This window comes from Granulicella aggregans, assembly GCF_025685565.1.
GTDB classification, from domain to species: domain Bacteria; phylum Acidobacteriota; class Terriglobia; order Terriglobales; family Acidobacteriaceae; genus Edaphobacter; species Edaphobacter aggregans_B.
This window is the reverse complement of sequence record NZ_JAGSYE010000001.1, coordinates 1,316,394-1,337,472: the sequence shown is the minus strand read 5'-3', so window position 1 is coordinate 1,337,472 and position 21,079 is coordinate 1,316,394. Positions and strand designations below refer to the sequence as shown.

The 21,079-nt window shown below is 61.0% G+C and carries 21 protein-coding genes; 11 read left to right on the top strand and 10 right to left on the bottom strand.

Features of this window, described 5'->3' with window-relative positions:
- Positions 1 to 79 precede the first annotated feature (79 nt).
- Positions 80 to 1,099 carry a hypothetical protein gene (locus tag OHL18_RS05375; protein WP_263373795.1) on the top strand — a complete coding sequence of 340 codons (1,020 nt, stop codon included), beginning with the start codon at positions 80 to 82 and terminating at the stop codon, positions 1,097 to 1,099.
- A 245-nt stretch (positions 1,100 to 1,344) separates the two neighbouring features.
- On the top strand, positions 1,345 to 1,977 hold the full coding sequence (locus OHL18_RS05370; RefSeq protein WP_263373794.1) for a TetR/AcrR family transcriptional regulator: 633 nt from the start codon (positions 1,345 to 1,347) through the stop codon (positions 1,975 to 1,977).
- Between the two features lie 27 nt (positions 1,978 to 2,004).
- Here OHL18_RS05370 and OHL18_RS05365 read toward each other — a convergent pair whose 3' ends face one another.
- Together OHL18_RS05365 and aspS are read right to left on the bottom strand one after the other, a co-directional pair.
- Positions 2,005 to 2,919, bottom strand: a complete 915-nt coding sequence (locus tag OHL18_RS05365; protein WP_263373793.1) for an alpha/beta fold hydrolase — start codon at positions 2,917 to 2,919, stop codon at positions 2,005 to 2,007.
- A gap of 138 nt (positions 2,920 to 3,057) precedes the next feature.
- Positions 3,058 to 4,842 (bottom strand): aspartate--tRNA ligase, encoded by a 1,785-nt coding sequence (aspS, locus tag OHL18_RS05360; protein WP_396274232.1) that lies wholly within the window; start codon positions 4,840 to 4,842, stop codon positions 3,058 to 3,060.
- Positions 4,843 to 5,108: 266 nt separating this feature from the next.
- On the opposite strand from aspS, the gene OHL18_RS05355 reads away from it, so the two are divergent.
- On the top strand, positions 5,109 to 5,528 hold the full coding sequence (locus OHL18_RS05355; RefSeq protein ID WP_263373792.1) for a hypothetical protein: 420 nt from the start codon (positions 5,109 to 5,111) through the stop codon (positions 5,526 to 5,528).
- Positions 5,529 to 5,582: 54 nt separating this feature from the next.
- Here OHL18_RS05355 and hisS read toward each other — a convergent pair whose 3' ends face one another.
- Positions 5,583 to 6,908 (bottom strand): histidine--tRNA ligase, encoded by a 1,326-nt coding sequence (hisS, locus tag OHL18_RS05350; RefSeq protein WP_263373791.1) that lies wholly within the window; start codon positions 6,906 to 6,908, stop codon positions 5,583 to 5,585.
- A gap of 39 nt (positions 6,909 to 6,947) precedes the next feature.
- Positions 6,948 to 7,382, bottom strand: coding sequence for a DUF6249 domain-containing protein (locus OHL18_RS05345; protein WP_263373790.1), 435 nt, complete (start codon positions 7,380 to 7,382; stop codon positions 6,948 to 6,950).
- Positions 7,383 to 7,492: 110 nt separating this feature from the next.
- Between OHL18_RS05345 and OHL18_RS05340 the strand changes: the two genes are divergently transcribed.
- Positions 7,493 to 8,053, top strand: a complete 561-nt coding sequence (locus tag OHL18_RS05340) for an RNA polymerase sigma factor (RefSeq protein WP_263373789.1) — start codon at positions 7,493 to 7,495, stop codon at positions 8,051 to 8,053.
- Positions 8,050 to 8,376 (top strand): hypothetical protein, encoded by a 327-nt coding sequence (locus OHL18_RS05335; RefSeq protein ID WP_263373788.1) that lies wholly within the window; start codon positions 8,050 to 8,052, stop codon positions 8,374 to 8,376. Before OHL18_RS05340 ends, OHL18_RS05335 begins: the two co-directional genes overlap by 4 nt.
- Positions 8,377 to 8,439: 63 nt before the next feature.
- Here OHL18_RS05335 and OHL18_RS05330 read toward each other — a convergent pair whose 3' ends face one another.
- Positions 8,440 to 8,985 (bottom strand): gamma carbonic anhydrase family protein, encoded by a 546-nt coding sequence (locus OHL18_RS05330; protein WP_263373787.1) that lies wholly within the window; start codon positions 8,983 to 8,985, stop codon positions 8,440 to 8,442.
- A gap of 172 nt (positions 8,986 to 9,157) precedes the next feature.
- Between OHL18_RS05330 and rpsU the strand changes: the two genes are divergently transcribed.
- The 4 genes from rpsU to OHL18_RS05310 all read left to right on the top strand — a co-directional run bounded on the left by rpsU (position 9,158) and on the right by OHL18_RS05310 (position 11,647).
- Positions 9,158 to 9,355: a 30S ribosomal protein S21 gene (gene rpsU, locus OHL18_RS05325; RefSeq protein ID WP_013581735.1), complete on the top strand. Its 198-nt coding sequence runs from the start codon at positions 9,158 to 9,160 to the stop codon at positions 9,353 to 9,355.
- A gap of 315 nt (positions 9,356 to 9,670) precedes the next feature.
- A complete protein-coding gene (locus OHL18_RS05320) occupies positions 9,671 to 10,072 on the top strand; it encodes a zinc-ribbon domain containing protein (protein WP_263373786.1) in 402 nt (133 codons plus the stop codon).
- A 142-nt stretch (positions 10,073 to 10,214) separates the two neighbouring features.
- A complete protein-coding gene (locus OHL18_RS05315; protein ID WP_263373784.1) occupies positions 10,215 to 11,135 on the top strand; it encodes an MBL fold metallo-hydrolase in 921 nt (306 codons plus the stop codon).
- Between the two features lie 20 nt (positions 11,136 to 11,155).
- On the top strand, positions 11,156 to 11,647 hold the full coding sequence (locus OHL18_RS05310) for a DinB family protein (protein WP_263373783.1): 492 nt from the start codon (positions 11,156 to 11,158) through the stop codon (positions 11,645 to 11,647).
- A gap of 67 nt (positions 11,648 to 11,714) precedes the next feature.
- Here OHL18_RS05310 and OHL18_RS05305 read toward each other — a convergent pair whose 3' ends face one another.
- On the bottom strand, positions 11,715 to 12,761 hold the full coding sequence (locus OHL18_RS05305; RefSeq protein ID WP_263373782.1) for an aldo/keto reductase: 1,047 nt from the start codon (positions 12,759 to 12,761) through the stop codon (positions 11,715 to 11,717).
- A gap of 102 nt (positions 12,762 to 12,863) precedes the next feature.
- Between OHL18_RS05305 and OHL18_RS05300 the strand changes: the two genes are divergently transcribed.
- On the top strand, positions 12,864 to 13,076 hold the full coding sequence (locus tag OHL18_RS05300; protein ID WP_263373781.1) for a hypothetical protein: 213 nt from the start codon (positions 12,864 to 12,866) through the stop codon (positions 13,074 to 13,076).
- 11 nt (positions 13,077 to 13,087) lie between these two features.
- On the opposite strand, the gene OHL18_RS05295 is transcribed toward OHL18_RS05300, so the two are convergent.
- The 4 genes from OHL18_RS05295 to OHL18_RS05280 all read right to left on the bottom strand — a co-directional run bounded on the left by OHL18_RS05295 (position 13,088) and on the right by OHL18_RS05280 (position 19,588).
- Complete coding sequence (locus OHL18_RS05295; protein ID WP_263373780.1) at positions 13,088 to 14,962, bottom strand: ATP-dependent DNA ligase; 1,875 nt, start codon at positions 14,960 to 14,962, stop codon at positions 13,088 to 13,090.
- Between the two features lie 143 nt (positions 14,963 to 15,105).
- A complete protein-coding gene (locus OHL18_RS05290; protein ID WP_263373779.1) occupies positions 15,106 to 17,094 on the bottom strand; it encodes a glycosyltransferase family 39 protein in 1,989 nt (662 codons plus the stop codon).
- 272 nt (positions 17,095 to 17,366) lie between these two features.
- A complete protein-coding gene (gene purD, locus OHL18_RS05285) occupies positions 17,367 to 18,773 on the bottom strand; it encodes a phosphoribosylamine--glycine ligase (protein WP_263373778.1) in 1,407 nt (468 codons plus the stop codon).
- 128 nt (positions 18,774 to 18,901) lie between these two features.
- A complete protein-coding gene (locus OHL18_RS05280; RefSeq protein WP_263373777.1) occupies positions 18,902 to 19,588 on the bottom strand; it encodes a metal-dependent transcriptional regulator in 687 nt (228 codons plus the stop codon).
- 192 nt (positions 19,589 to 19,780) lie between these two features.
- Between OHL18_RS05280 and OHL18_RS05275 the strand changes: the two genes are divergently transcribed.
- Complete coding sequence (locus OHL18_RS05275) at positions 19,781 to 21,067, top strand: Nramp family divalent metal transporter (RefSeq protein ID WP_396274230.1); 1,287 nt, start codon at positions 19,781 to 19,783, stop codon at positions 21,065 to 21,067.
- Positions 21,068 to 21,079: the final 12 nt, after the last annotated feature.

The window sequence follows — 21,079 nt, the reverse complement described above, 5'->3', positions numbered from 1 at the left end:
CCCCTTTTCACCTGCACCTCTTGCATTACTCCACGTCGTAATTTATATACCTACTAGTACGTATTTATACAGGAGATCTATGAAACCCCTTTCCGGCGCTGCAATCCTCTTCCTCCTCCACGCATCTCTTTGCATCCCTCATCTTCCCGCCGAAGACCGCGAGACCGCGGCCCAGACACTTCCCCCGGCCTCCTGGACCTCCACGCATGTGCAGCATGTGTATGGGTTTCCCGACGCCAAGCCTAACAAGAAGGGTGCCCTTACCCTCAACGCGGACACGCTCACCTTCTCCGCAAAGTCCGGCACCACCTCGATCCCGCGCAGCTCGCTGACTGCAGCAAGCGCTGGAAACCAGCGGGTAGAGATGTGGGGAGTCGGCGGCAGAATTCTTCGCATGACCATCCCCGACGGCGGCGGTCTAGCAGCGGCGGCATTTATGCACCACCGGGTAGATCTGCTCACGGTCGAGTTCAAAGACGCCCACGGGGGCGCCCATTCGGCGGTCTTCCTCCTCCCCGCCAAGCAGGCCGAGATCGCCCTGAGCGGCTTCGCTCTCCCCGCCGCACGTCCCGCCGCCAGCTTCGCCAGCCAGCAGCCGCCGGCCCAGAAGAGCGCTCTCGCCCTGGTAGCTGCGGAGACCGCATGTGGCACCTCGGTCGAACGCAACAGCGTCCTCATCTCCGAGCCCGACTGGGGCCGCACCGAAGTCCCCGCCGCCTACCGCGCGCTCGTCTACGAGCACATCGTCGATCGCTTCCGCAAAACCAAAGATGTTGGCCGAGTCTATCGTGAGGGCGAACAGGGGGCTGGCTGCCCGCAGTACATCGTCCACATCGCAATTGCCGCATTCAGACAGGGCAGCTCCGTGAAGCGCGCGACACTCGGCCCTATTGGCTTCTTTGTGGGGACGACGCAGATGAAGTTCGATGCGGCCTTCACCCGCGCGTCCGGCAGCGTCATCGGGACCGAGGAGATCAAGGCGACGATACGCGGCGAATCGGAGAGCACCAACGTCGCGGACCATTTCGCCAAGGCGCTCGCTAAGCGCTACGCCGCTGCGCTCGAACGCTCCTGGAAGCTCGCCCCCGAGAAGAGCTAGGAAGCCGTGAAGAACCATCGGAGTTACCATGAACTGCTGCGAACCGCTACCTTCAGACAGGGGAGATCCATCCGGCGCGAAGATCGTTGAGCTTATGCATCAGCTAAAGGACCTGCGACTTCTCGTCTCCCACCTGCTAAAAGAAAATCAAGAGCTTCGCTATGCTTTGGTTGAGTCGCGATCGGCAACTCCGAAGACGGTTGAGTCAGGTCGCGACCTATCGCTTCTCTAAAATGAAATCAGGAATGATGACAGTCGAAAAAGCTGCAAATAAGCACGAGCTCAAAACCAGGGAGACGCGGGCGCGTCTCCTGCAAGCTGCCGAAACGATCTTCGTTCGGGACGGTTACGAAGGCGCCGATCTTGGCGAGATCGCGGCCCTCGCCGGACGCACCAAGGGCGCTATTTATGCCCAGTTCAAGAGTAAGGAAGACATCTTCCTTGCCCTTATCGAAGAGCGGTCCAACTGCTTCCGGGCACAGATGGAGAAGTTCCTGTCCGTCTCCACCAGCGCCGAAGGCAATCTTAAAGCGCTGCGGTCTTTTTACCTTCAGCGCACCGAAGACAAGGCGTGGTCCCTGCTTCTACTCGAATTCAAGCTCTTCGCCCTGCGCCATCCTGAATCGAAGTCTCGTCTGCAGGATTTGAGGAGAGCCTTCATCACGGACAATGATGAACAACGAATCTCCGGCATCCTTGGGCTACAGCCCGGCAGGAAAGACGGAATCAGACTCACATCAGCCGTCGAAGCCATCTTTCCCATCATCTCCACGCTGGTCCTCGAGACACAGTTGGAGACCGCCCTGCTCGACCAGGCGACCATCAAGAAGATCGTTGGACGCGTCTTCGATGCCTTGTTTGAGCTTCCGCCCGGCTGACGCTCAAGACCAGCGGAGCGGGCCATCTCAGTTGCCCAGGAACCCTGTCACAGCGTCGACAAACTCCTTCGGCTTCTCGAGCGACGGCGCATGACCGCACTCAGGCACAATCACCAGCTTCGCTCCGGGAATCTTCGCTGCATAGTCCTTGCCATCGGCCAGCGGAACCAGCTCATCGTTGCCGCCCCACACCACCAGCGTGGGAATACTGATGCCCTTCAGGTTGTCGCCCACGACTTCCTTGTCTGTCTCGGGATTGCCCACCAGCAGCCGCTCGGTCATGCCATCATTCGCCTTCAACTTGATCGCAAAGTTCTCGCGGATAAACTCCGGCGTCACCCGCGACTTGTCGTAGAAGACGATGGCCACGGCCGCCGCGTCGCGCAGATTTCCCGCGATCGGAATCCGCTGCAATACGGAGTGCAGCGATGTATGACCCGCAGCATCTTCAAGGATCAGGTGCGAAGGCTTAGGCAGCGCATACTTGCCGTCATTCGCCGGAGCCAGCGCCTGCATCGTGTAGTTCGCCACGATCCATCCACCAAGACTCTCGCCCGCAAGGTCAAACTTCTCCACCCGCAGCGTGCGCAGGAACTCGCCAAGAAAGTCCACGTAGGTCTGGATGCTGTAATCGATAAACGGCTTATCGGAGTTGCCAAACCCAATCTGGTCGAGCGCAATCACACGATGATGCTTGCTCAACGGCACGATCACGTTGCCCCAGTCGAAGCGAGCCTGGCTGGCGAAGCCATGCACCAGCACCAGCGTCGGCCCCGAACCCGAATCGTAGTACGCAATCTTCTGCCCGAAGACCAGCGTCGTGCGATGCGGCGGCAACGTATTCTCCGGCACCAGCGGTGACTGCGAAGTCTGCGCCACGGCAGTTACAGCAAACCCCGTTACAACAAGCACCAAAGCACAGAGAGAACGACGAAGTTGCATTTGCTCCTCCAGAAGTTACAAATACTTCAAGCCCTTAATCCGCTGCCCGGCCGTCTCGACCTTGAAAAGGCCGTCATCCTGAGCGAAGCGAAGGATCCCCGCATTTCGTTCGGAGCGCCCATCACAATCGTCCCGCTGCTAACTCCGCGTCGCCACCCGCAGACTCAACTCTTTCAACTGCTGATCGCTCACCGGTGTTGGAGCATCGACCATCAGATCGATCGCTTTGGCTGTCTTCGGGAACGCGATCACCTCGCGCAGGCTGGTCGCGCCCGCAAGAATCATCACGATGCGATCGAGCCCAAGCGCAATCCCGCCATGCGGAGGCGTGCCATACTCCAGCGCATCCAGGAAGAAGCCGAACCGCTCATGCGCCTCTTCATCTGTCATGCCAAGCGACCGGAAGATCTCCGCCTGCACGTCCTGGCGATGGATACGAATCGATCCCGATCCCAGCTCCGTGCCGTTCAGAACGATGTCATACGCGAGCGCACGCACCGCACCCTTATCGTTCGTCAGCTTGCCCGCCTTGATGTCCTCTTCATGCGGCGAGGTAAACGGATGGTGCGCCGCATTCCATACCTTGTGCTCCTCGTCCCACTCGTACATAGGGAAGTCGGTGACCCAGAGGAACTTGAAGTCCGCCGCTGTGCCCGTCTGCTCGAAGCGCTTGTGCTTGTCCGCATACTTCGCTGCCAGCGTAAGCCGCAGCGCTCCGACACGCTTGTAGATCCACTGCGGATCGTAGTTCCACATCGCAGGCGTTCCCAGCTTTGGTGTAACCACAACCAGCAAGTCGTCCGCGACAACACCAACTTTCGCCTCAATCGCCGCAGCCAGCGGAGCGAAGGTCTCGTTCGTCTTCAGCCTCGCGACATCCAGCAAGTCCAATCCGCTATCGCCGAAGCCACCGCGAATCTCCGACAGCAGCGACTTACGTGCCGTCCCGCTCAGTTCGCCGACCGATGGGATCACGAACCCGAGCACCGGCAGAGTCTGCTCGATCTTCAACGTCTCGCGCAGCTCCGGCGTAAGTTCATCGGTCAAAGAGACCATCGCCGGAAGCCGCATATCCGGCTTGTCGATGCCATAGTTCTTGATCGCATCGTCATAAGTCATCTGCACGAACGGCGGCTCAAGCGTAATGCCCGCCTCCTTAAACGCAGCCTTCAAAAATCCTTCGACAAATCCGAAGATCAGCTCCTGCTGCGGGAACGTCGTCTCAAGGTCAATCTGCGTAAACTCCGGCTGCCGGTCGGCACGCAGGTCCTCGTCGCGGAAACACCGCGCGATCTGGAAGTACTTATCGAAGCCCGAGATCATCAGGATCTGCTTGAAGATTTGCGGAGACTGCGGCAGCGCATAAAAATGTCCCGCATGAACGCGGCTCGGGACGAGATAATCCCGCGCGCCTTCAGGCGTCGACCGCGTCATGAACGGGGTCTCGATCTCGAGGAAGCCTTCGCTGACGAGGTAATTCCGAATCGCCATCGCCACGCGGCTGCGCAGCGCGAAGTTCTTCTGCATCTCCACTCGGCGCAGATCGAGATAGCGATACTTCAGCCGTACCTCTTCATTCGCAATCGCCTCTTCAGCCGGCGAGAACGGAGGCGTCTTCGCCTCGTTCAGTAGCAGCAATTCATGGGCGACAACTTCAACGTCGCCCGTCGACATGTTCGGGTTCTCAAGGCCAGCCGCACGCTTGCGCACGCTTCCCTTCACCGCGACGACATACTCGCTGCGTGCCGCCTCGGCCTTCGCATGGGCCTCGGCCGACTTCTCTTTGTCGAGCACGATCTGCGTAATGCCGCTGCGATCGCGCACATCGAGAAAGATCAGGTTGCCATGGTCGCGCCGCCGGTTCACCCAGCCCATCAGGACTACGTCGTCACCAGCATCCTCAGCGCGGAGATCTCCGCACATCTTCGTTCGTTGCAGCTTGCCTAAAAAGTCGAGTGTCACAGTGCTTCTATTGTACGAACTTCCGCCAGCCTGCGCGTCGATAGAGCGGCGCTTTCACATCGGCTGCCGCGAGAAAGCCGACCGTACCGTCGAATTATCTTGTAACGCCCGCCAGTCCCACTACAATGTTGACCAATCGACATCGCCATAAAGTCTGCCGTGCCGGAAATCCGCTGCATCTGTGAGGGAATGTGCGCCAATCGCCATTGCTACTCCGCGCCCCGCTTGTGTCACGTCGCACCTTCTGCCTGATCGCTCTCTCAGGCATCACCGCCGGCGTCCTCGTAGTCACGGTCTCTGCGCTCGCACAGGCACCCGCCGGATCCAATTGGGACCACCTCAAGGCGCTTCCGGCACAGACAAGGATTCACGTCTCCGCGGACAAGGGCGGGGCCACCTGCAAACTGCTCTCCGTCGACGACGCGACCCTGGTTTGCGGCAAACACACCTTCCAGCGCGCCAACGTGAAGAGCGTCAAGCTCACTCGCTACGGCATCTCTACCGCAATCGGCGCAGGTATCGGCGCTGGCGTAGGGGTTGGCGTTGGAGTCGGGCTGGCGGTGGAAAAGACAGCTTCTTCGGCGACGACAAAGGAGAGTTCGCCGCTGCCGGGGCCGGAATCGGAGCCGTCATTGGCGGTCTCGTAACCGGCCCGGCAGATCTCTTTCGTGGCCCCACAGTCTATCGAAGGCCATAGACGCTCAGGATCGAAGCAGATCCGAAAGCGACCCGCGCTCCAACTTCACCTGCTCGCCCGTAGAGAAGGTCTTGACGGTCGCGGTCGCGGTCGCCACCTCGTCCTCGCCCAGGATGACGATTCGTCGCGCCAGCTTGTCGGCCAGCTCGAACGATTTTTTCAGCCGGAAGCTGCCGTCGCCTACCTCTACCGTCAAACCCGAAGCGCGCAGTTCCTTCGCCAGAGCCAACGCAGCGGCGTTCTGGCCCGCGCCCATCGGGGCGATATAGGCGTCGAGCTTGCTCTCGTCGATGGCAATGGAGCCTGCCTCAGCCAGAGCCTGCAAGGTCAGGATGAGACGGTCCTCACCAATCGCGAAACCGATTCCCGGAGCCCTCGGGCCGCCCAGCATCTCGCTCAGACCGTCGTACCGGCCGCCGCCTAGCAGGGCGTTCTGCGTTCCCAGGCCCAGCGCGACGGTAAACTCGAAGGTGGTTCGCGTGTAGTAATCGAGGCCACGAACCAGTCTCGGCTCAAGCACATACGCGACACCACAAGCGTCGAGCGCCTCGCGCACGGCGGCAAAGTGCGCCGTTGAGGCCTCGTCCAGGTACTCGGCGATCTTTGGCAGGGTCTCGATGATGGGCTGGTCCTCTGGAACCTTGCAGTCGAGCACGCGCAGAGGGTTGGTGTCCGCGCGACGCTGGCAGTCGGCGCACATCGTCGCCTTCACTGGCTCGAGAGCTACCCGAAGCGCGGCAATATAGCGCGGTCTGTCTGTCGAGGAGCCTACAGAGTTCAGCGCCAGCCGCCAGCCCTTGCCGCCGTTTTCTTCAGACGCGCGCGGAATGCCCAGTTCGTCGAGCAGTGCCGCCAGCATCTCCAGCACCTCGGCATCACGCAGAGCCGACTCTGCGCCGGAGCTCTGCGGGCCGAGGACCTCAGCGCCGATCTGCCAGAACTGACGGTATCTTCCACGTTGCGGCCGCTCCCGGCGGAACTGCGGCCCGATGTAGAAGAGTTTCTGCAACATGCCCGTATCGCCCATCTTATGTTCGATATATGAGCGAACCACACCAGCCGTGTTCTCCGGCCGAAGAGTCAGCGACTGCGCCTTTTCACTGGCAGCGCGGGCGCGATCCTCCCACGTGTACATCTCCTTCGAGACGACATCGGTCTCTTCGCCCACGCCGCGGACAAATAGTTGCGTGTCTTCAAAGACGGGCGTGCGGATCTCCCCGAATCCATAACGGGCAAATACAGCGCGGGCAGTGGCCTCGACGCGGTTCCAAAGTGCGGTCTCGGGCGGCAGCAGGTCACGGGTGCCGCGTACAGCTTTCAGGGTCGACATAAGAGTTCTAGTCTATCGAACCCGTCAAGCAATATCGCCTTAGAGCCCGTTCGTCGGCCCGCTATTCCCCATCTCGCGCGCCTGGGCCCACGCGTCGATCAGCAATCCGATTCCAATTGCGAACGGAATGATCGCCGCAGCCGCGCCTGACAGCACTTCGCGCTGCTGCAGGATCCAGGCCAGCACGATGAAGAACGTCGCAGCCCCAATCCCAGTAGCCACCAGGACGATGCCGCCGCGACGCACATTTGCCATTCGCATCTGCAGGTTCACGAACAGGTTACGCATCGGTGCCGGCGGCAGTTCGGGCAGCGGAATACCCTTTGCGATCGCCGCCATACGCTCTTCATACTGCAGCTTGCGCGTGTTGTACTCGCTGATCTTTGACACCGCCACGATGCCGAAGATCATGGCCGTCCCGGCAACCGGAACCACAAACGGGCTGTTGAACGCGCTCTCCATCTCCATCAACATATCTTTCTCCTCATCTCTTGTTTGTTTCTGGCCGGGTTAGACCTGGCCCTTCGCTGAAAGTTTCATGGCGCGCGGTGAAACTTTCGGCGCATACTGCGGTCTTACCTAACTTGCAGACACATCCCCAATTCGAGGAGATCGTCCGCGAGCACCAGGCCATGGTCTTTCGAACGCTGCTGCGTCTGACCGGCGACCGGCAACAGGTTGACGACCTCGCGCAGGAGGTCTTTCTGCGTCTCTATCGCGCCCTGGATAACTTTCGTGGTCAGGCGAAGATCTCGACTTATCTTTACCGGATCGTCGTCAACGTCGCGCAGGATGAGTGGAAACGCCGCCGTAAAGAGAGGACCGTCAGAGTGGCACCGTTTTCGGCCCGGGATGAAGCTACGCCTGACTACATGGAATCCTTTGCGCACCCCGATCCCGATGCCGAACAGCAACTCCTGGAGCAGGAGTTCTGGCAGACGGTGGACTGCGAGCTGCTGTCGCTCGCAGAGAACGAACGCGCCGTTCTTGTGCTCTATCATCAGGAAGAGTGCAGTTATGAGGCGATCGCGGAGATCCTTCATCTGCCCATAGGTACGGTCCGGACGCATCTACACCGAGGACGGCAACGCCTCGGTGACGCAGTAAGAACCAGAATCCGCCCGCGGGAGGTAGTCACGCGATGAACCCAGAACAAAACAACCAGGAATCTGCATTGATCGCAGCGCTGGAGCGCAAGCCCGAAATCGCGATGCCCGCTGACTTCCAGCTACGTCTCCGTGCTGTCCTTGCGAACGAGCCTCCGCGACGATCGGCCACGCGCGTCAGTTTCGCCCGAGCGACAGCCTATGTCGCCGCTGCCTGCATGGCGGTGGCCCTGATTGTGCTAACGATGCTCTATCCGGAAGCGATCAAAGTCCCCGAAAGCATGACTTTCATCCTGGAAGTGCTGATTGTGGCGCAGTTGATGGCCGTCGGTTTCTGGCTGGGAACTCGAAACGAAGGTTGAGTGCGAGGCTCCACGGAGCGGTTCCAAATGTTCCACGTGGAACATTTTGCTGGTTTTTTCCGGTTATTTCAGGGTTTCCTCGGTTCCTGAAGTGAATCCAGTCTCCTCCAGGTAGATCCTCGTGTAGTCCAGGTAGTTCTGAGCGTATTTGAGGATCATCTCGCGGTCGGCGTCGCCGAGCGTTCGGCGGATCTTGCCGGGAACTCCCGCGACGAGCGAGTTCGGGGGTATGACGGTGTGTTCTGGAATGACCGCGCCGGCGGCAATGATGGAACCCTCTCCGATTCGGGCGTCGTTCAGGACGACAGCACCGATGCCGATCAGGACAGCGTCTTCGAGGGTGCAGCCGTGGATCGTGGCGTTGTGGCCGATGGTTACCATTTCGCCGATAGTGACTGGATAGACATGCCGCATACCGTGCAGGACGGCGCAGTCCTGCACGTTCGAACGAGCGCCGATGCGAATGGAGTGGACGTCTCCGCGGACCACGGCGTTCATCCAGATGCTGCTGTGTTCGCCGAGAGTGACATCCCCGATGACCTGGGCGGAATAGTCGACGTAGCAGGTTGCTGGAATGAGTGGAAGTTTTCCCTGGTAGGCGCGAATCATAGGCCTATGCTAACCCCGGCCGAAGCCGGTTCCGCAGTGGTCAAAGTGCGGCATCAGCGGGCAGGACGTGGCATCCCCCTAAAAAGCTGCGTAATTATCCTATTTTTCTCTGGCATAAGGAGGTATCCTGAGATATAAACCCGATCAGGGATGGTTTGGAGGTGTATTTCCCTTGGCAGAGATTCGTGTTCAGGAAGGTGAACCTCTTGAGAACGCTCTTCGCCGGTTCAAGCGTAAAGTGCAGACGGAAGACATTATCAAAGAAGTGAAACGTCACTCTTTTTACCTGAAGCCGGGCGAGAAGAAGCGGGTGAAGGAAGCACTGGCCCGCAAGCGCAACCGCAAGAAGGTTCGTAAGGAACAGGACTAGGTCCGTTTCTGAATTAAGCACCAAAAGTATTACGCACCAAGCAGTACAAGCAGTATGGAACAACTATCGGACGGTCGCCGCCCAATGCCCTTGCCGAGTTTAGGCACATAGAAGGCGTAACGGTGGCGGCCTTCCGCAGATCGCTCGGCGAGTTTTCTTACTCGCGAGCTTTGACCGGCAGAACCCTCTCCTGCTGCCGCGTCCAGAAACTGACAACATCGGGCCCCGCCACATCAAGCTTGACCACCTCACGCGACCGCGTCCGACGGTCGGTGGAGTGATCATCCTTTTTCCTGCACGACATGGAGAAAAGCGATGCAAACCGAGTTTATCGACAGACTTCTGACCTGCGTTGACTGCCACGGCCAGTTCGTATTCACTGCCGGAGAGCAGATATTCTTCCTCGACAAACAATTCAAGAACGATCCCAAGCGGTGTAAACCCTGCAAGGCCAAGCGCGCCAGCGTCGGGATGCGCGCCCCCGGAGTTCCCGCCACGGCAGTTGCACGGACGGAGACGCGAACCGAGTGTTCCGAGTGTCATATCGAGACGACGGTGCCGTTCAAACCGACCCAGGGACGTCCTGTGCTCTGTCGCCAGTGCTTCCAGGGCAAGCGTCCGGCGGCGGTGGTCGTGGCAGCGCCCCCGGTCAGCTTTGACCTGTCGGCGGCGATGAGCGAGCCCATGTCCACAGGAATGATGCAGCCCCAGGCTTAGTCGAGGCTGCTCCGAGTCCCGACGTGGCGTATCGCTGCTCCGGTTAGATCGCTTGCGCGTCTGCGCGCCGAGAGTGAGGCGCGGTGCCATCGGGAGCGGGCGCTGGCGGGGTAGACTACTCTGCGTGGGCGACTCGGCAACTATGACGGCACATCCGGCGGCGCGGGCCAGCGACGGCGATCTGGTGCGGGGGCGGCTGGCGGTTGGCGAATACGACGTAGCCATCTGCTCAGACGGCACGTATCTGCTGGATGGCGGCGCGATGTTCGGGGTGGTGCCGAAGACGCTGTGGTCGAAGCGGACGCCGGCGGACGATCTGAACCGCATCCTGCTGGGCCTGAATACTGTCGTGGTGCGGACTGGCAGGCATGTAGTGCTGATCGAGACCGGCATCGGCAACAAACAGTCCGCGAAGATGCGGGAGATCCATCAAAATCAAGCGCTGCTGCCCGCTTCGCTTGCCGCTGCCGCCGTTCGACCAGAGGAAGTGGACGTTGTGCTGAATACCCATCTGCATTTCGACCATTGCGGCTGGAACACGACGCTGTTTCCTGATGGCTCGGTGACACCAACCTTTCCGAATGCGCGATACTTTGCCCATGCGGGTGAGGTCGCACACGGTCACCTGCAGCTCGATCGCGATCGGGTGAGCTATCTTTCGCCGAACTACGATCCTCTGATTGAGTCCGGCCAGATGACGCTGCTTACGAGCGACGGCATCCGGGCCAATCCGGAGATCGTGCCCGGGATTTCCGTTGAGGAGTTTCCGGGGCACACGGCACAGATGATCGGCGTTCATATCGAGTCGAAGTCGCATGGCGGAGCGAGCGAGCATGCATGCTACATCGGCGACCTGGTTCCGACGGCGCACCATCTCGACCCGACGTGGGTGATCGCGTATGACCTGGATCCGGTGCGGTGCATTGCGGAACGGAAGCGGTTTTATGAGCGGGCGATTCCGGAGCAGTGGACGGTGCTATTCACGCACGACCATCACACGCCGGCGGCGAAGGTTCGTGTGAACGAAAAGGGCAAGCCGGTTGCCGTGCCGCTCGGAGGTTAGAGTGTTTTGAGGAGAGGTTTATGCCAATGCGGTACGCCCAGCCCAGCGATCTATCCGCACTTGAACCGAAGAAGCTTGCCGCCGAACTCCGCGCGGTCGTCGAGCAGGGTTTCGACACGCTTTGCCGTCTGCCGGAGCCGCTGACCACGCAGCCGCTGGGGAAGAACAAGTGGAGCCCGAAGCAGGTCATCGGGCATTTGATCGACTCGGCGGCGAACAATCACCAGCGCTTTGTGCGGCTGCAGATCGAGCCCGACCTGCATCTTCCCGGCTACAAGCAGGAGGAGTGGGTCGCGGTGCAGTGCTACGCGGTGATGCCGTGGATGCAGGCACTCGAGACGTGGCGGGTCTTCAACACGCATCTTGCCTACGTAATTCAACATGTTCGGCTCGAGCATCTGGGGAACGTGTGGCACTTCGAAGAAGGCCCGCTGGAGCTGGGCTTCCTGATCGAGGACTACATCGCTCACTTGAAGCACCACCTGAAGCAGTTGCCGAATTATTCGGAGTGACCTCAGGCTGTCCCACTCATCGCGATGTTGCTGCGATGAGATGGGGCACAGACCTGTAAACGGCCGGCTACTTCTGGGGGACGGGGAAGGGATTGCGCTCCGAGAAGAAGGCCTGGTGCCAGTAGGGATAGGCGAGCGGGACGGCGCTGGCAGCGTCGAGTTTGGCAATCTGCTCTGGTGTGAGCTGCCAGCCTACGGCGGCGAGGTTCTGCTTCAACTGCTCTTCGTTGCGGGCACCGATGATGACGGTCGAAATGGTGGGACGACGGAGGACCCAGTTGAGGGCGACCTGCGGGACGGTCTTGCCGGTCTCGGAGGCGACCTCTACAAGGGCGTCGACGACCTTGTAGAGATACTCCTCGGGAACCTGCGGGCCAGCGTCTACGGCCAGCTTCGAGTTGAGGCGGCTGGTCTCGGGCAGCGGATGGCCGCGGCGGATTTTGCCAGTGAGACGGCCCCAGCCAAGGGGCGACCAGACGAGCGCGCCCACGCCCTGCTCGGCGGCGAGAGGCATCAGCTCCCACTCGTAGTCGCGGCCTACCAGCGAGTAGTAGACCTGGTGACCGATGTAGCGGGCCCAGCCGTAACGCTCACTCACCGACAGCGACTTCATGAGGTGCCAGCCGGAGAAGTTCGACGCGGCGATGTAGCGGACTTTGCCCTGGCGGATGAAGTTGTCGAGCGTGTTCAGGGTCTCTTCGACGGGAGTGGTCGCGTCGAAGGCATGGAGGTGGTAGACGTCGATGTAGTCCGTGCCAAGGCGCTTGAGGGAGCCTTCGAGCGCCTGGGTGAGGTGGTAGCGGGAGGAGCCGACATCGTTCGGGCCTTTGCCGAAGCGGAAGGTGGCCTTGGTGGAGATGAGGACGTCTTCGCGCTTGATGTGGTCGATGGCCTTGCCGAGGACCTCTTCGCTGGAGCCGTAGGAGTAGATGTCGGAGGTGTCGAAGAAGTTGAGGCCGGCTTCCATGCAGATGTCGACGATCTTGCGGGCCTCGGCGACGTCGGATGCTCCCCAGGCCTTGAAGAACTCGTTGTCCTGTCCGCCGAATGTTCCACAACCGAAGCAGAGCTCCGGCACCTTGAATCCTGACTTGCCGAGTTGACGATATTCCATGTGATTTAGGATGCAGAGAGTTTGCGCCGAGGTTCACCCAAAAGTAAACGTGGGGTGAAAACGGCGCGGCGTTTCCACCGGCGCGGTCGATAGACTTGAAGGGTGCAGGCGACTCTTTTATTTCCATCGGAACCGGGGTTTACACCCGAGATTCCGCCTACGTGGGGCATCGGCAGCGATGTCTATCACATCACCGAGAAGTGCAACCGGCTCCAGGCGATCCACCCGAACAACCGCGAGACAGGCAAGCCGGGGATCGCGATGCGGCAGTGTTTCAACTGCGAAGACATCATTCGGACGAAGCGGTCGGGGTAACCCTCGCCACTTCACTCCACTGGCTTGTCTACCTGGCTTTGGTAGATCTCTTCGACGCGGTCGAGAGTGTCGATCTCGTCTAGCGGCTTGTCGTCGCGGATGCGGAGGATACGGGGAAAGCGCATGGCGAAGCCGCTGGCATGGCGGTCGCTGCGCATGATGTTGTTGAATGCCACCTCCAACACGCGAAGTGGTTCTACGGTCCGGAAGTGGCCTTGGTCTTCGAGCGTGTGAGCCATGGCCCAGGCGCTGAGTTCGGCAATCTCGGCGTCGGTGAGGCCGGAGTAGGCCTTGCCTACGTTGAGAAGTTCGCCAGTCTGGTGGAAGGCGGGGCCGCGCACGGCGAAGGTGTAGTCGCTGAGGATGCCCGCGCGGCGGCCATGGCCGAACTCGGCCCCGGTGATGACGACGTCGAGGGTGGCGAGTTCGCGTTTAAGCTTGAGCCATGCCAGACCGCGGCGGCCGGGCTGATAGTGCGAGTTGGCGGCCTTGAGCATGACGCCTTCGTTGGCACGGGCCCGGGCGGCGGCGTAGGCGCGGTCAATCTCTTCGGCGGATTCGACCAGGCGCGACGGCGAGAGCATGAGGCGCGGGAGTTTCTCGTCGTCGACCGGTGATGGTTCGAGTTGAGAGAAGAGATCAGCTTGCGCGGGAGGCGTGCGGTCTTCGATCGGGATAGGGGATGTCGCCAGCGTGCCAAGTTGCTCGACGATGGCTTCGAGGGCATTGCGACGGTCTTTCAATGTCTGCTCGAGCTGGAGCTCTCCTGCCGCGTAGAGGAGATCGAAGGCCATGAAGACGGCAGGAATCTTGCGCAGGACCTCTGCGGGAACGCGCTTGCGGCCAATGCGCTGTCCCATGACGGCGAAGGGCAGCGCCTGGCCGGTGGCGAAGTCCCAGCCGAGAATTTCGCCATCTAAAATCAGACCGCCCGTGCTAGCCGGGACAGATGCGAAAGCCTCTTCGATATCGGGGAAGCTCTCCGTGATCTCTTCTTTGTTGCGGGAGTAGATGGCTACGCGCAAGCCTTCGCCGCAGTGAATTTGGGCGCGCATGCCGTCGTATTTGTCTTCGAGGAAGGCTTCGATCTGTGGGAGTCCTTCTTCGACGCCGGCTTGTTCGGCTTCGCTGTCGTCCGGTTCAGACTTGCGTGGCTTTGCGGTGAAGCGCTCTACGGCCTCTTCCGGCGATTCGACGGGGCTGGCGAGCATGAACCCAAGCGGGTGAAAGAGTCGCATCGTGGCTTGATTAAGGGTGCCGGAGAAGGCCATGGCAGTGGCGCGGCCGAGGTCGGCTTCGAGCATGACGGCGTGGCGGACATCTTTGACCGGTATCTGGATGCCGTCTTCGACCGATGCCGCAGCGGCGATCGCCTCTTCGACGAGGCTTTGTTTCACGCCGATGCGCATGTCGCCCAACATCAGCTTGAGCAGATACTTGACTTCGAGCGGAGTGGAGCGGCGAAGGAGGCGCTGGACGAGCTCGCCGCGAACAGCCGTCGTCTTCGCGAAGGGCATGGCCGCAAAGGTCTTGGCGACCTCGGAGAGCGTGAGCGTGATGGTCGCCTGCAGTGGCCAGAGGTCGAAGGCGGCAGCACCCATATCGCCATGGCGGCGGAAGGCTGCGGTAAGAGCCGCGTCGCTCGCGCCAGTGATGGCTTTCACGACGCTAGAGAGCAGAGCAACTCCGGCGTTGAGTTTCCGTGGGTCGGATTCGGCGAAGGGCGTTCCAGCGATGTAGAGAGCTAGAAGGCCGGCGTCGTTGCTGGCTGGTGCCGCAGCATGCGCCACGCGAAGGGCAGCGGCGATGGCCGCTCGCTTCTTCAAGCGGCTGGGTTCGCCTGCGAGGTACTCGGCCAGCGAGGCTACATCGGCGAACAATGCCATGGGGTATGCGCTCCAGATCTTCGAGGGTCTCTGGATAGAGATGCGGTTGGAGTGATTCGCGCTTGCTGTGGTGATGAAAGTGCAACAGCAAACGCAGATTCCCTTCGGGAATGACAAACAAAAAGCAAGACAAACACCCGGGGTTACGGCTTCAGCTTCTGTTCGAGGCCCGGGACCTGGTCAGCTTGTAGCTCAGGTTCGATGGTTCGGGCGCTTTCGAGGGCAGCGGCGTAGTGAGTGCGGGCTTCGGCGGAGCGGCCTTGCTCGGCGAGGACGTCGGCGAGAGCGCTCTGTGTACGGACCGATTGCGGGGCCAATGCGACAGCCTGTTGGGCGTGGACGAGGGCATCGTCGAGGTGCTTCGCATAGCGTGCCGTGTCGGCTTTTTCCGCCTGATCGAGAGCGCTGGCGAGGGGAAGCGAGAAGTGGCCGTCATACACGAAGAGGCCGTGCTCGATGATGGCGGTGGGTTTGATCGAGTGGAAGCTGTCGTAGGGGTTGAGCGCGCCTTCGCCGTACTCGATGCCCTGAAGGTCACTATCGGAGAGGAAGACGGTGCCGTCGATCTCGGGTGGGACGTCCATCGGCAGGTTCATCCAGAGCGTGGTCTCCTGCGTAGGCAGGCGCTTGCAGTGAATGCCGTAGTCGGAGGGCTCGGTGACGCCGTCGACGAAGTAGGCGAACCAGCAGTTGGTGATGTGGTGCTGGTCGATGTAGAGCTTCACGTCTTTGAGCTGCTGGCCCCAGTCGGTGTTGGCGTCGCTGAGGTAGTTGTGGACGTTGTCGGAGCCGCCCCAGGCCTCGTTGCCATAGCCCATATAGCCCGGAGCGGCGTAGACGGAAGTGACTACCTGCCAGATTAGGAGAGCGGCCATGGGCGCTGCCCAGCGGCGGTTCGACTCGTAGAGCGCGATGGCCCCGCCTCCGATGAGGATGTAGAGGAAAGGGTAGATGGGCAGCAGGTGGCGATGGCCGATGTTCATGCTGGAGCTCATCGCGATGGCGAGATAGACGGCGACGGGAAGCAGGAGGAAGGTGAGGTCGAAGGCTCGGTTGCTCCATCGAGCACGCCGGGCGGCTAGCGGCACGAGGCAGAGCAGGATGAGGAACGGCAGCGTGGATTTGATGAGGAAGGCGGCGGGAAAGTAGAGCCAGGTGCCGTGGCGGTAGACGTGGCCGAAGAAGTAGCTGGTGTCGGCGTTCTCGGTGATCTTGGTGTTGGCGAGGCCGAAGATGTAGGCCTCGGGGAGGAGATGGTGTTTGGCGAGGAGTTCGAGGTGGGCAGCGTCGGCGGGGCGTGGGACTTTGTGGAGGTACTCGGCGAAGGGAGGGTTGGTATCGCGACCGTTGGGGGCGGGGGCGTAGCGGAAGCCGTAGAAGGACCACAGGATTGAGTAGGCTACGACTGCGACGGCAAGTAGCGCGGCGAGGCGCTGGCCAAAGAGGCGGAGGCTGCGGCGTTGAACGGCCTCACCTACGGCGAGGAGGAGAAGCATCGGCCAGAAGAAGATGCCAGTGAACTTGGCGACGACCGAGAGGCCGATTGCAAACGCGACCAACAGCAGACGGAGGGCTGCGGGGCGCTTGCAGTAGCGGTACCAGGCGTAGATGGAGGCGAGCATCAGGCAGGCGCAGGGAACGTCGGTGGTGACGAGTGCGCCGTGGGCGAGGAAGTTGGGATCGAAGGTGAAGAGCGCAAGGGCGAAGAGGGCGGCGAGTGGGCCGAAGATCTCGCGGGTGGCTGCGTAGAGCAGCAACGCCAGCGCGAGCGTGAAGATCATGCAGGACATGCGTGCGGGAATGAGGATGCGGTCGTAGCCGTTGGCGAGAAGGAAGGCGCGACCGTCGAGATAGGCCTCGGTTTGTTCTTCGCGCTCTTGATTTGGCGGGACGTAGATTTTCGCGTGGAGAAGGGGCAACGCCGAGATGAGCTTGACCAGCGGCGGGACCTCGGGGTTGAGGCGGTAGTCGAAGTTCTTCCAGGTGTTGTAGCCGTCGTAGAGGTGATGGCCCTCGTCCCAGGTCATAGAGGTGGCGCGGCTGACGTGGATGAGCTGGGCGGCCAGAAGCAGAACGAGGAGGGCTGCTCCGATGAGGTAGAGCGAAGATTTAGCAGGCGACGCGGCTGGCACGGATCCTCACGGGGCTTTGTGTTAGGTACGTGCGGGGTTTCCGGGGAAAGGGTATCACCTGGGGCTGAGTGATTGAGAAGGCAAAGCAGATCTCGGCTTCGCAAAGGATGACAAGCTCCGAGGGGACGTTGCTGATATGGCGGTAGCTAGGGCGGTCCCACGCATCGCGATGAAGCTGCGATGCATGGGGCACGAATGGTTCTGAGTTTTACGGAAGAGACGAAGATGCGGGGTCTCTCCACTGCGCTGGGCTTCGCTCGAGATGACGCCCTTTAGGGGCGGAGGGCGCGCCAGCCTATGTCGCGGCGGAACTGCATGCCTTCGAAGGTGATCTGGTCGAGACGGGCGTAGGCCTGATCGAGGGCGCTGCGGAGGTCGGCGGCGTAGGCGGTGATGCCGAGGACGCGGCCTCCGGCGGTGACTATCTTTTTATCTTTGAGAGCCGTGCCGGAGTGGAAGACGGTGACGGCGGCGGTGTCGGGCTGGGTGGCGAGACCGGAGATGGCGCGGCCGCTGGGGTACTTGCCGGGGTAGCCCTCGCTGGCAGCAATGACGCAGACGCTGGCACCGTGCTTCATGGCGATCTCTAACTTGTCGGCGGTGCCGTTGATGGCAGCGGTGAAGAGGTCGACGATGTCGGTCTTGGTGGTGTCGAGGCGGAGCATGAGGGCCTGGGTCTCGGGGTCGCCGAAGCGGGTGTTGAACTCGAGGACCATGGGGCGGACGGGTTTACCGCCGAACGCAATGCGGGGATCCTTCGCTGCGCTCAGGATGACGGCAGTTTGAGGGTCCGGGGCAGGGCTTTGGGGTTCGGTGAGGGAACTTTCCTCGGGCACCATCATGATGCCGCAGAAGAGGATGCCCTTGAAAGGAGTTCCGGCAGCGGCCATGCCGTCTACCACCGGCTGGGCGACGTTTGCGGTGAGCCAGTCGCGCATGGCAGGCGACATCAGAGCGTCGGTGGAGTAGGCGCCCATGCCGCCGGTGTTGGGGCCGGTGTCGCCTTCGCCGATGCGCTTGTGGTCCTGCGCGGCGGCGAGCGGAACAGCGTGGGTCCCGTCGCAGAGGGCAAAGAAGGAGAGCTCTTCGCCGAGGAGGAACTCTTCGAGGACGACCCGGTCGACGGTTGCGCCGAGGAGCGTGCCGGAGAACATCTCATTGGCGGCCTGTTGGGCCTCTTCGCTGCTGGCGCAGATGACGACGCCTTTGCCGGCGGCGAGGCCATCGGCCTTGACGACTACGGGAAGAGCGAATGCAGCTAGTTCGTTAGCGACTTCTTCGGGCGAGTGGCAGACGGCGTAGGCAGCGGTGGGGATCTCGTGTCGCTGCATGAACTGCTTGGCGAAGGCCTTGCTGGACTCGAGCTCGGCGGCGGCTTTGGTGGGGCCGAAGACGCGGAGGCCGTGGCGTTCGAGTTCGTCGACCAGGCCGAGAGCCAGGGGAACTTCAGGTCCGATGACCGTGAGGCCGGGGTGCTCGGCAAGCGCGAGGGCGAGCATGGCTTCGAGGCTGTTGCCGTCGACGGGGATGCAGCGGACGGGAACCTTTGCGGTGGCTCCCCAGGCGGCGATGCCGCCATTGCCGGGGGCGATGACGAGTTCGGTGACGCGGGTGGATTGCGCGATTGCCCATGCGAGGGCGTGTTCGCGGCCGCCGCCGCCTAGTACGAGGACCTTCATTTTCTATGAGTCTCCAGGGATTGATGATAGTGGGTTTTGTGGTGGAGTTGGCCTGGGGACGTCTTACGTCCCACCCATCCGATAAGACTGGATGGATGGGGCACCCGGGCGAGGTACGGGCGCGAAAGCTACTTGGCGATGGGGAGGATACGGACTTCGCGGGCTACCTCTGCCGGGAGATCGAGCGGCGTCGCGGAGCGGCCGATGCGGACAGAGAAGGAGTCCGCCTGAGAACGAGTGACACGGACCTTCGCTCCGGGGGTGAGGCCGCTGGCCTTGAGCGAACGCAATATGGGGGCGTCGCGGTCGGAGAGGCTGTCGACGATGAAGGTGCCCTCGGAGACGTCGGTGAGGCACATGGAAGAACGCGGCGGCATCTCGCCTTCGAGCGACGGGATGGCGTGGCCGTGGGGGTCGGTGGTGGGATGGCCGAGCTTGGCGGCGATGCGTTCTTCGAAGCGCTCTGAGATGAAGTGCTCGAGGCGTTCAGCCTCTTCGTGGAGCTCTTCGATGGGGTAGTCGAGGACTTCGTAGAGAAAGGTCTCGATGAGGCGATGGTGACGGACGATTTCGAGTGCGCGGCGGCGGCCGGAGCTCGAGAGGAGAACGCCACGGTGGCGCTCGTACTCGACGAGAGGTTCGGCGGCTGCGGCGAGCTTCTGCAGCATGTTGGTAACCGAGGCCGGCGCGACACCGAGGTGGGCGGCGAGAGCGTTGCTGGCTACGCGGCCGGGTTGGCGCTCGCCTGGGTGTTCACTCAAGGTGAGGATGGCCTTGAGGTAGTTGTCGACGGATTCAGTGCTGCGTTGTGGCATGGGTTCTTTCAAAGCGGTACGACGTTCGAGTTAACAGTTTGACTCAGAAGTTTAATTTAGGTAAACCTAATAAATAGGCAAGACTAAATTTGGATAATTGAGGCAGCTGGATTGGGATCGGGATCAACAGTACGTGACGTGGATACAACGGACATCCACGCGGCACCGCAGGGGGTGAAGCGCGGTGAGTTTATGCGTTATCTTGGTCCGGCGTTCGTCGCCAGCGTGGCCTATATCGATCCAGGTAACTTCGCGGCGAATATCCAGGGCGGGAGCCAGTTTGGCTACAAGCTGCTTTGGGTGCTGTTGTGGTCGAATGCGATGGCGATTCTCGTTCAGTATCTTTCGGCCAAGTTGGGGATCGTTACCGGGCTGACGCTACCGCAGAACTGCCGGAGACATTTTTCGCGGCGGAATACGATTCTGTTGTGGGTGGCGGCTGAGGTATCGGCGATTGCGACCGACCTGGCGGAGTTTCTGGGAGCGGCGATCGGGATCTACCTGCTATTTGGAACGCCGCTGCTGGAGCATGGATTTTCGCGGACAGGGGCGCTGTTCTTTGCGGCGGTGATTGCTTCGGTCCTGGTGTTCGCCATACTTGCTCTGCAGGTCGCGGGATACCGGTGGTTTGAGGGCGGGATCATCGGTTTCGTTGCGATCATTGGGATCTGTTATGCGGTAGAGGTCTTCCTGGTGCATCCGCAGTGGAGCGCAGTGGCCTTTCATACGCTGGTGCCGATGCTGGATGGAAGCAGCGCAAAGGCGTTTCACGACAGCATCTATACGGCGGTGGCGATGCTGGGCGCTACCGTAATGCCACATGTGGTTTATTTGCATTCGGCGCTGGTGCAGCCGCGCCTTCGGGAGCTTGAGGCCAAGGACGAACGGCGGCTGGCGGGGACGACCTCCGGGATGAAGGCGAGTGCAAAGCGGTATCTGCGCTATGAGCTGATGGACATCATCGTGGCGATGAACGGGGCGTGGCTGATCAACTCCGCGATGATTGTGATGGCGGCGGTGGCCCTGGCCCCTGCCGGATTTGAGTCTCCTTCGATTGAGGACGCTTACCGGACGCTAGGGCCGCTGCTCGGGCCGGCGGCGGCGACGATGTTTGCCGTGGCTCTGCTGTGTTCGGGGCTTTCGTCTTCAACGGTGGGGGTGCTGGCTGGGCAGGTGATTATTGAGGGATTTCTGGATATCAAGTTCCCGATTTTTGTTCGGCGCCTGATTACGATTATTCCGGCGCTGGCAGTGATCGCGATTGGGCTCGATCCGTTGAAGATTCTGGTGCTTTCGCAGGTGGTGTTGAGCTTCACGCTGCCGTTTGCGCTGGTGCCGCTGCTGATTCTTACGAACCGTAAGAGCGTGATGGGGGAGTTTTTGAGTCCGCCACGGGTACGGGTTGCGGGATGGGTGACGGTGGGGATTATTGCGGCGCTGAATGTGGTGTTGGTCGGGCAGTTGGCTTTGGGTGGGTAGGTGGCTCGCTCA

Coding starts and splice junctions, on each gene's coding strand:
- OHL18_RS05375 (WP_263373795.1), top strand. CDS start 80: ATGAAACCCCTTTCCGGCGCTGCAATCCTCTTCCTCCTCCACGCATCT.
- OHL18_RS05370 (WP_263373794.1), top strand. CDS start 1,345: ATGATGACAGTCGAAAAAGCTGCAAATAAGCACGAGCTCAAAACCAGG.
- OHL18_RS05365 (WP_263373793.1), bottom strand. CDS start 2,919: ATGCAACTTCGTCGTTCTCTCTGTGCTTTGGTGCTTGTTGTAACGGGG.
- aspS (WP_396274232.1), bottom strand. CDS start 4,842: ATGTGCGGAGATCTCCGCGCTGAGGATGCTGGTGACGACGTAGTCCTG.
- hisS (WP_263373791.1), bottom strand. CDS start 6,908: ATGTCGACCCTGAAAGCTGTACGCGGCACCCGTGACCTGCTGCCGCCC.
- OHL18_RS05345 (WP_263373790.1), bottom strand. CDS start 7,382: ATGTTGATGGAGATGGAGAGCGCGTTCAACAGCCCGTTTGTGGTTCCG.
- OHL18_RS05335 (WP_263373788.1), top strand. CDS start 8,050: ATGAACCCAGAACAAAACAACCAGGAATCTGCATTGATCGCAGCGCTG.
- OHL18_RS05330 (WP_263373787.1), bottom strand. CDS start 8,985: ATGATTCGCGCCTACCAGGGAAAACTTCCACTCATTCCAGCAACCTGC.
- OHL18_RS05320 (WP_263373786.1), top strand. CDS start 9,671: ATGCAAACCGAGTTTATCGACAGACTTCTGACCTGCGTTGACTGCCAC.
- OHL18_RS05315 (WP_263373784.1), top strand. CDS start 10,215: ATGACGGCACATCCGGCGGCGCGGGCCAGCGACGGCGATCTGGTGCGG.
- OHL18_RS05310 (WP_263373783.1), top strand. CDS start 11,156: ATGCCAATGCGGTACGCCCAGCCCAGCGATCTATCCGCACTTGAACCG.
- OHL18_RS05305 (WP_263373782.1), bottom strand. CDS start 12,761: ATGGAATATCGTCAACTCGGCAAGTCAGGATTCAAGGTGCCGGAGCTC.
- OHL18_RS05295 (WP_263373780.1), bottom strand. CDS start 14,962: ATGGCATTGTTCGCCGATGTAGCCTCGCTGGCCGAGTACCTCGCAGGC.
- purD (WP_263373778.1), bottom strand. CDS start 18,773: ATGAAGGTCCTCGTACTAGGCGGCGGCGGCCGCGAACACGCCCTCGCA.
- OHL18_RS05280 (WP_263373777.1), bottom strand. CDS start 19,588: ATGCCACAACGCAGCACTGAATCCGTCGACAACTACCTCAAGGCCATC.
- OHL18_RS05275 (WP_396274230.1), top strand. CDS start 19,781: ATGCGTTATCTTGGTCCGGCGTTCGTCGCCAGCGTGGCCTATATCGAT.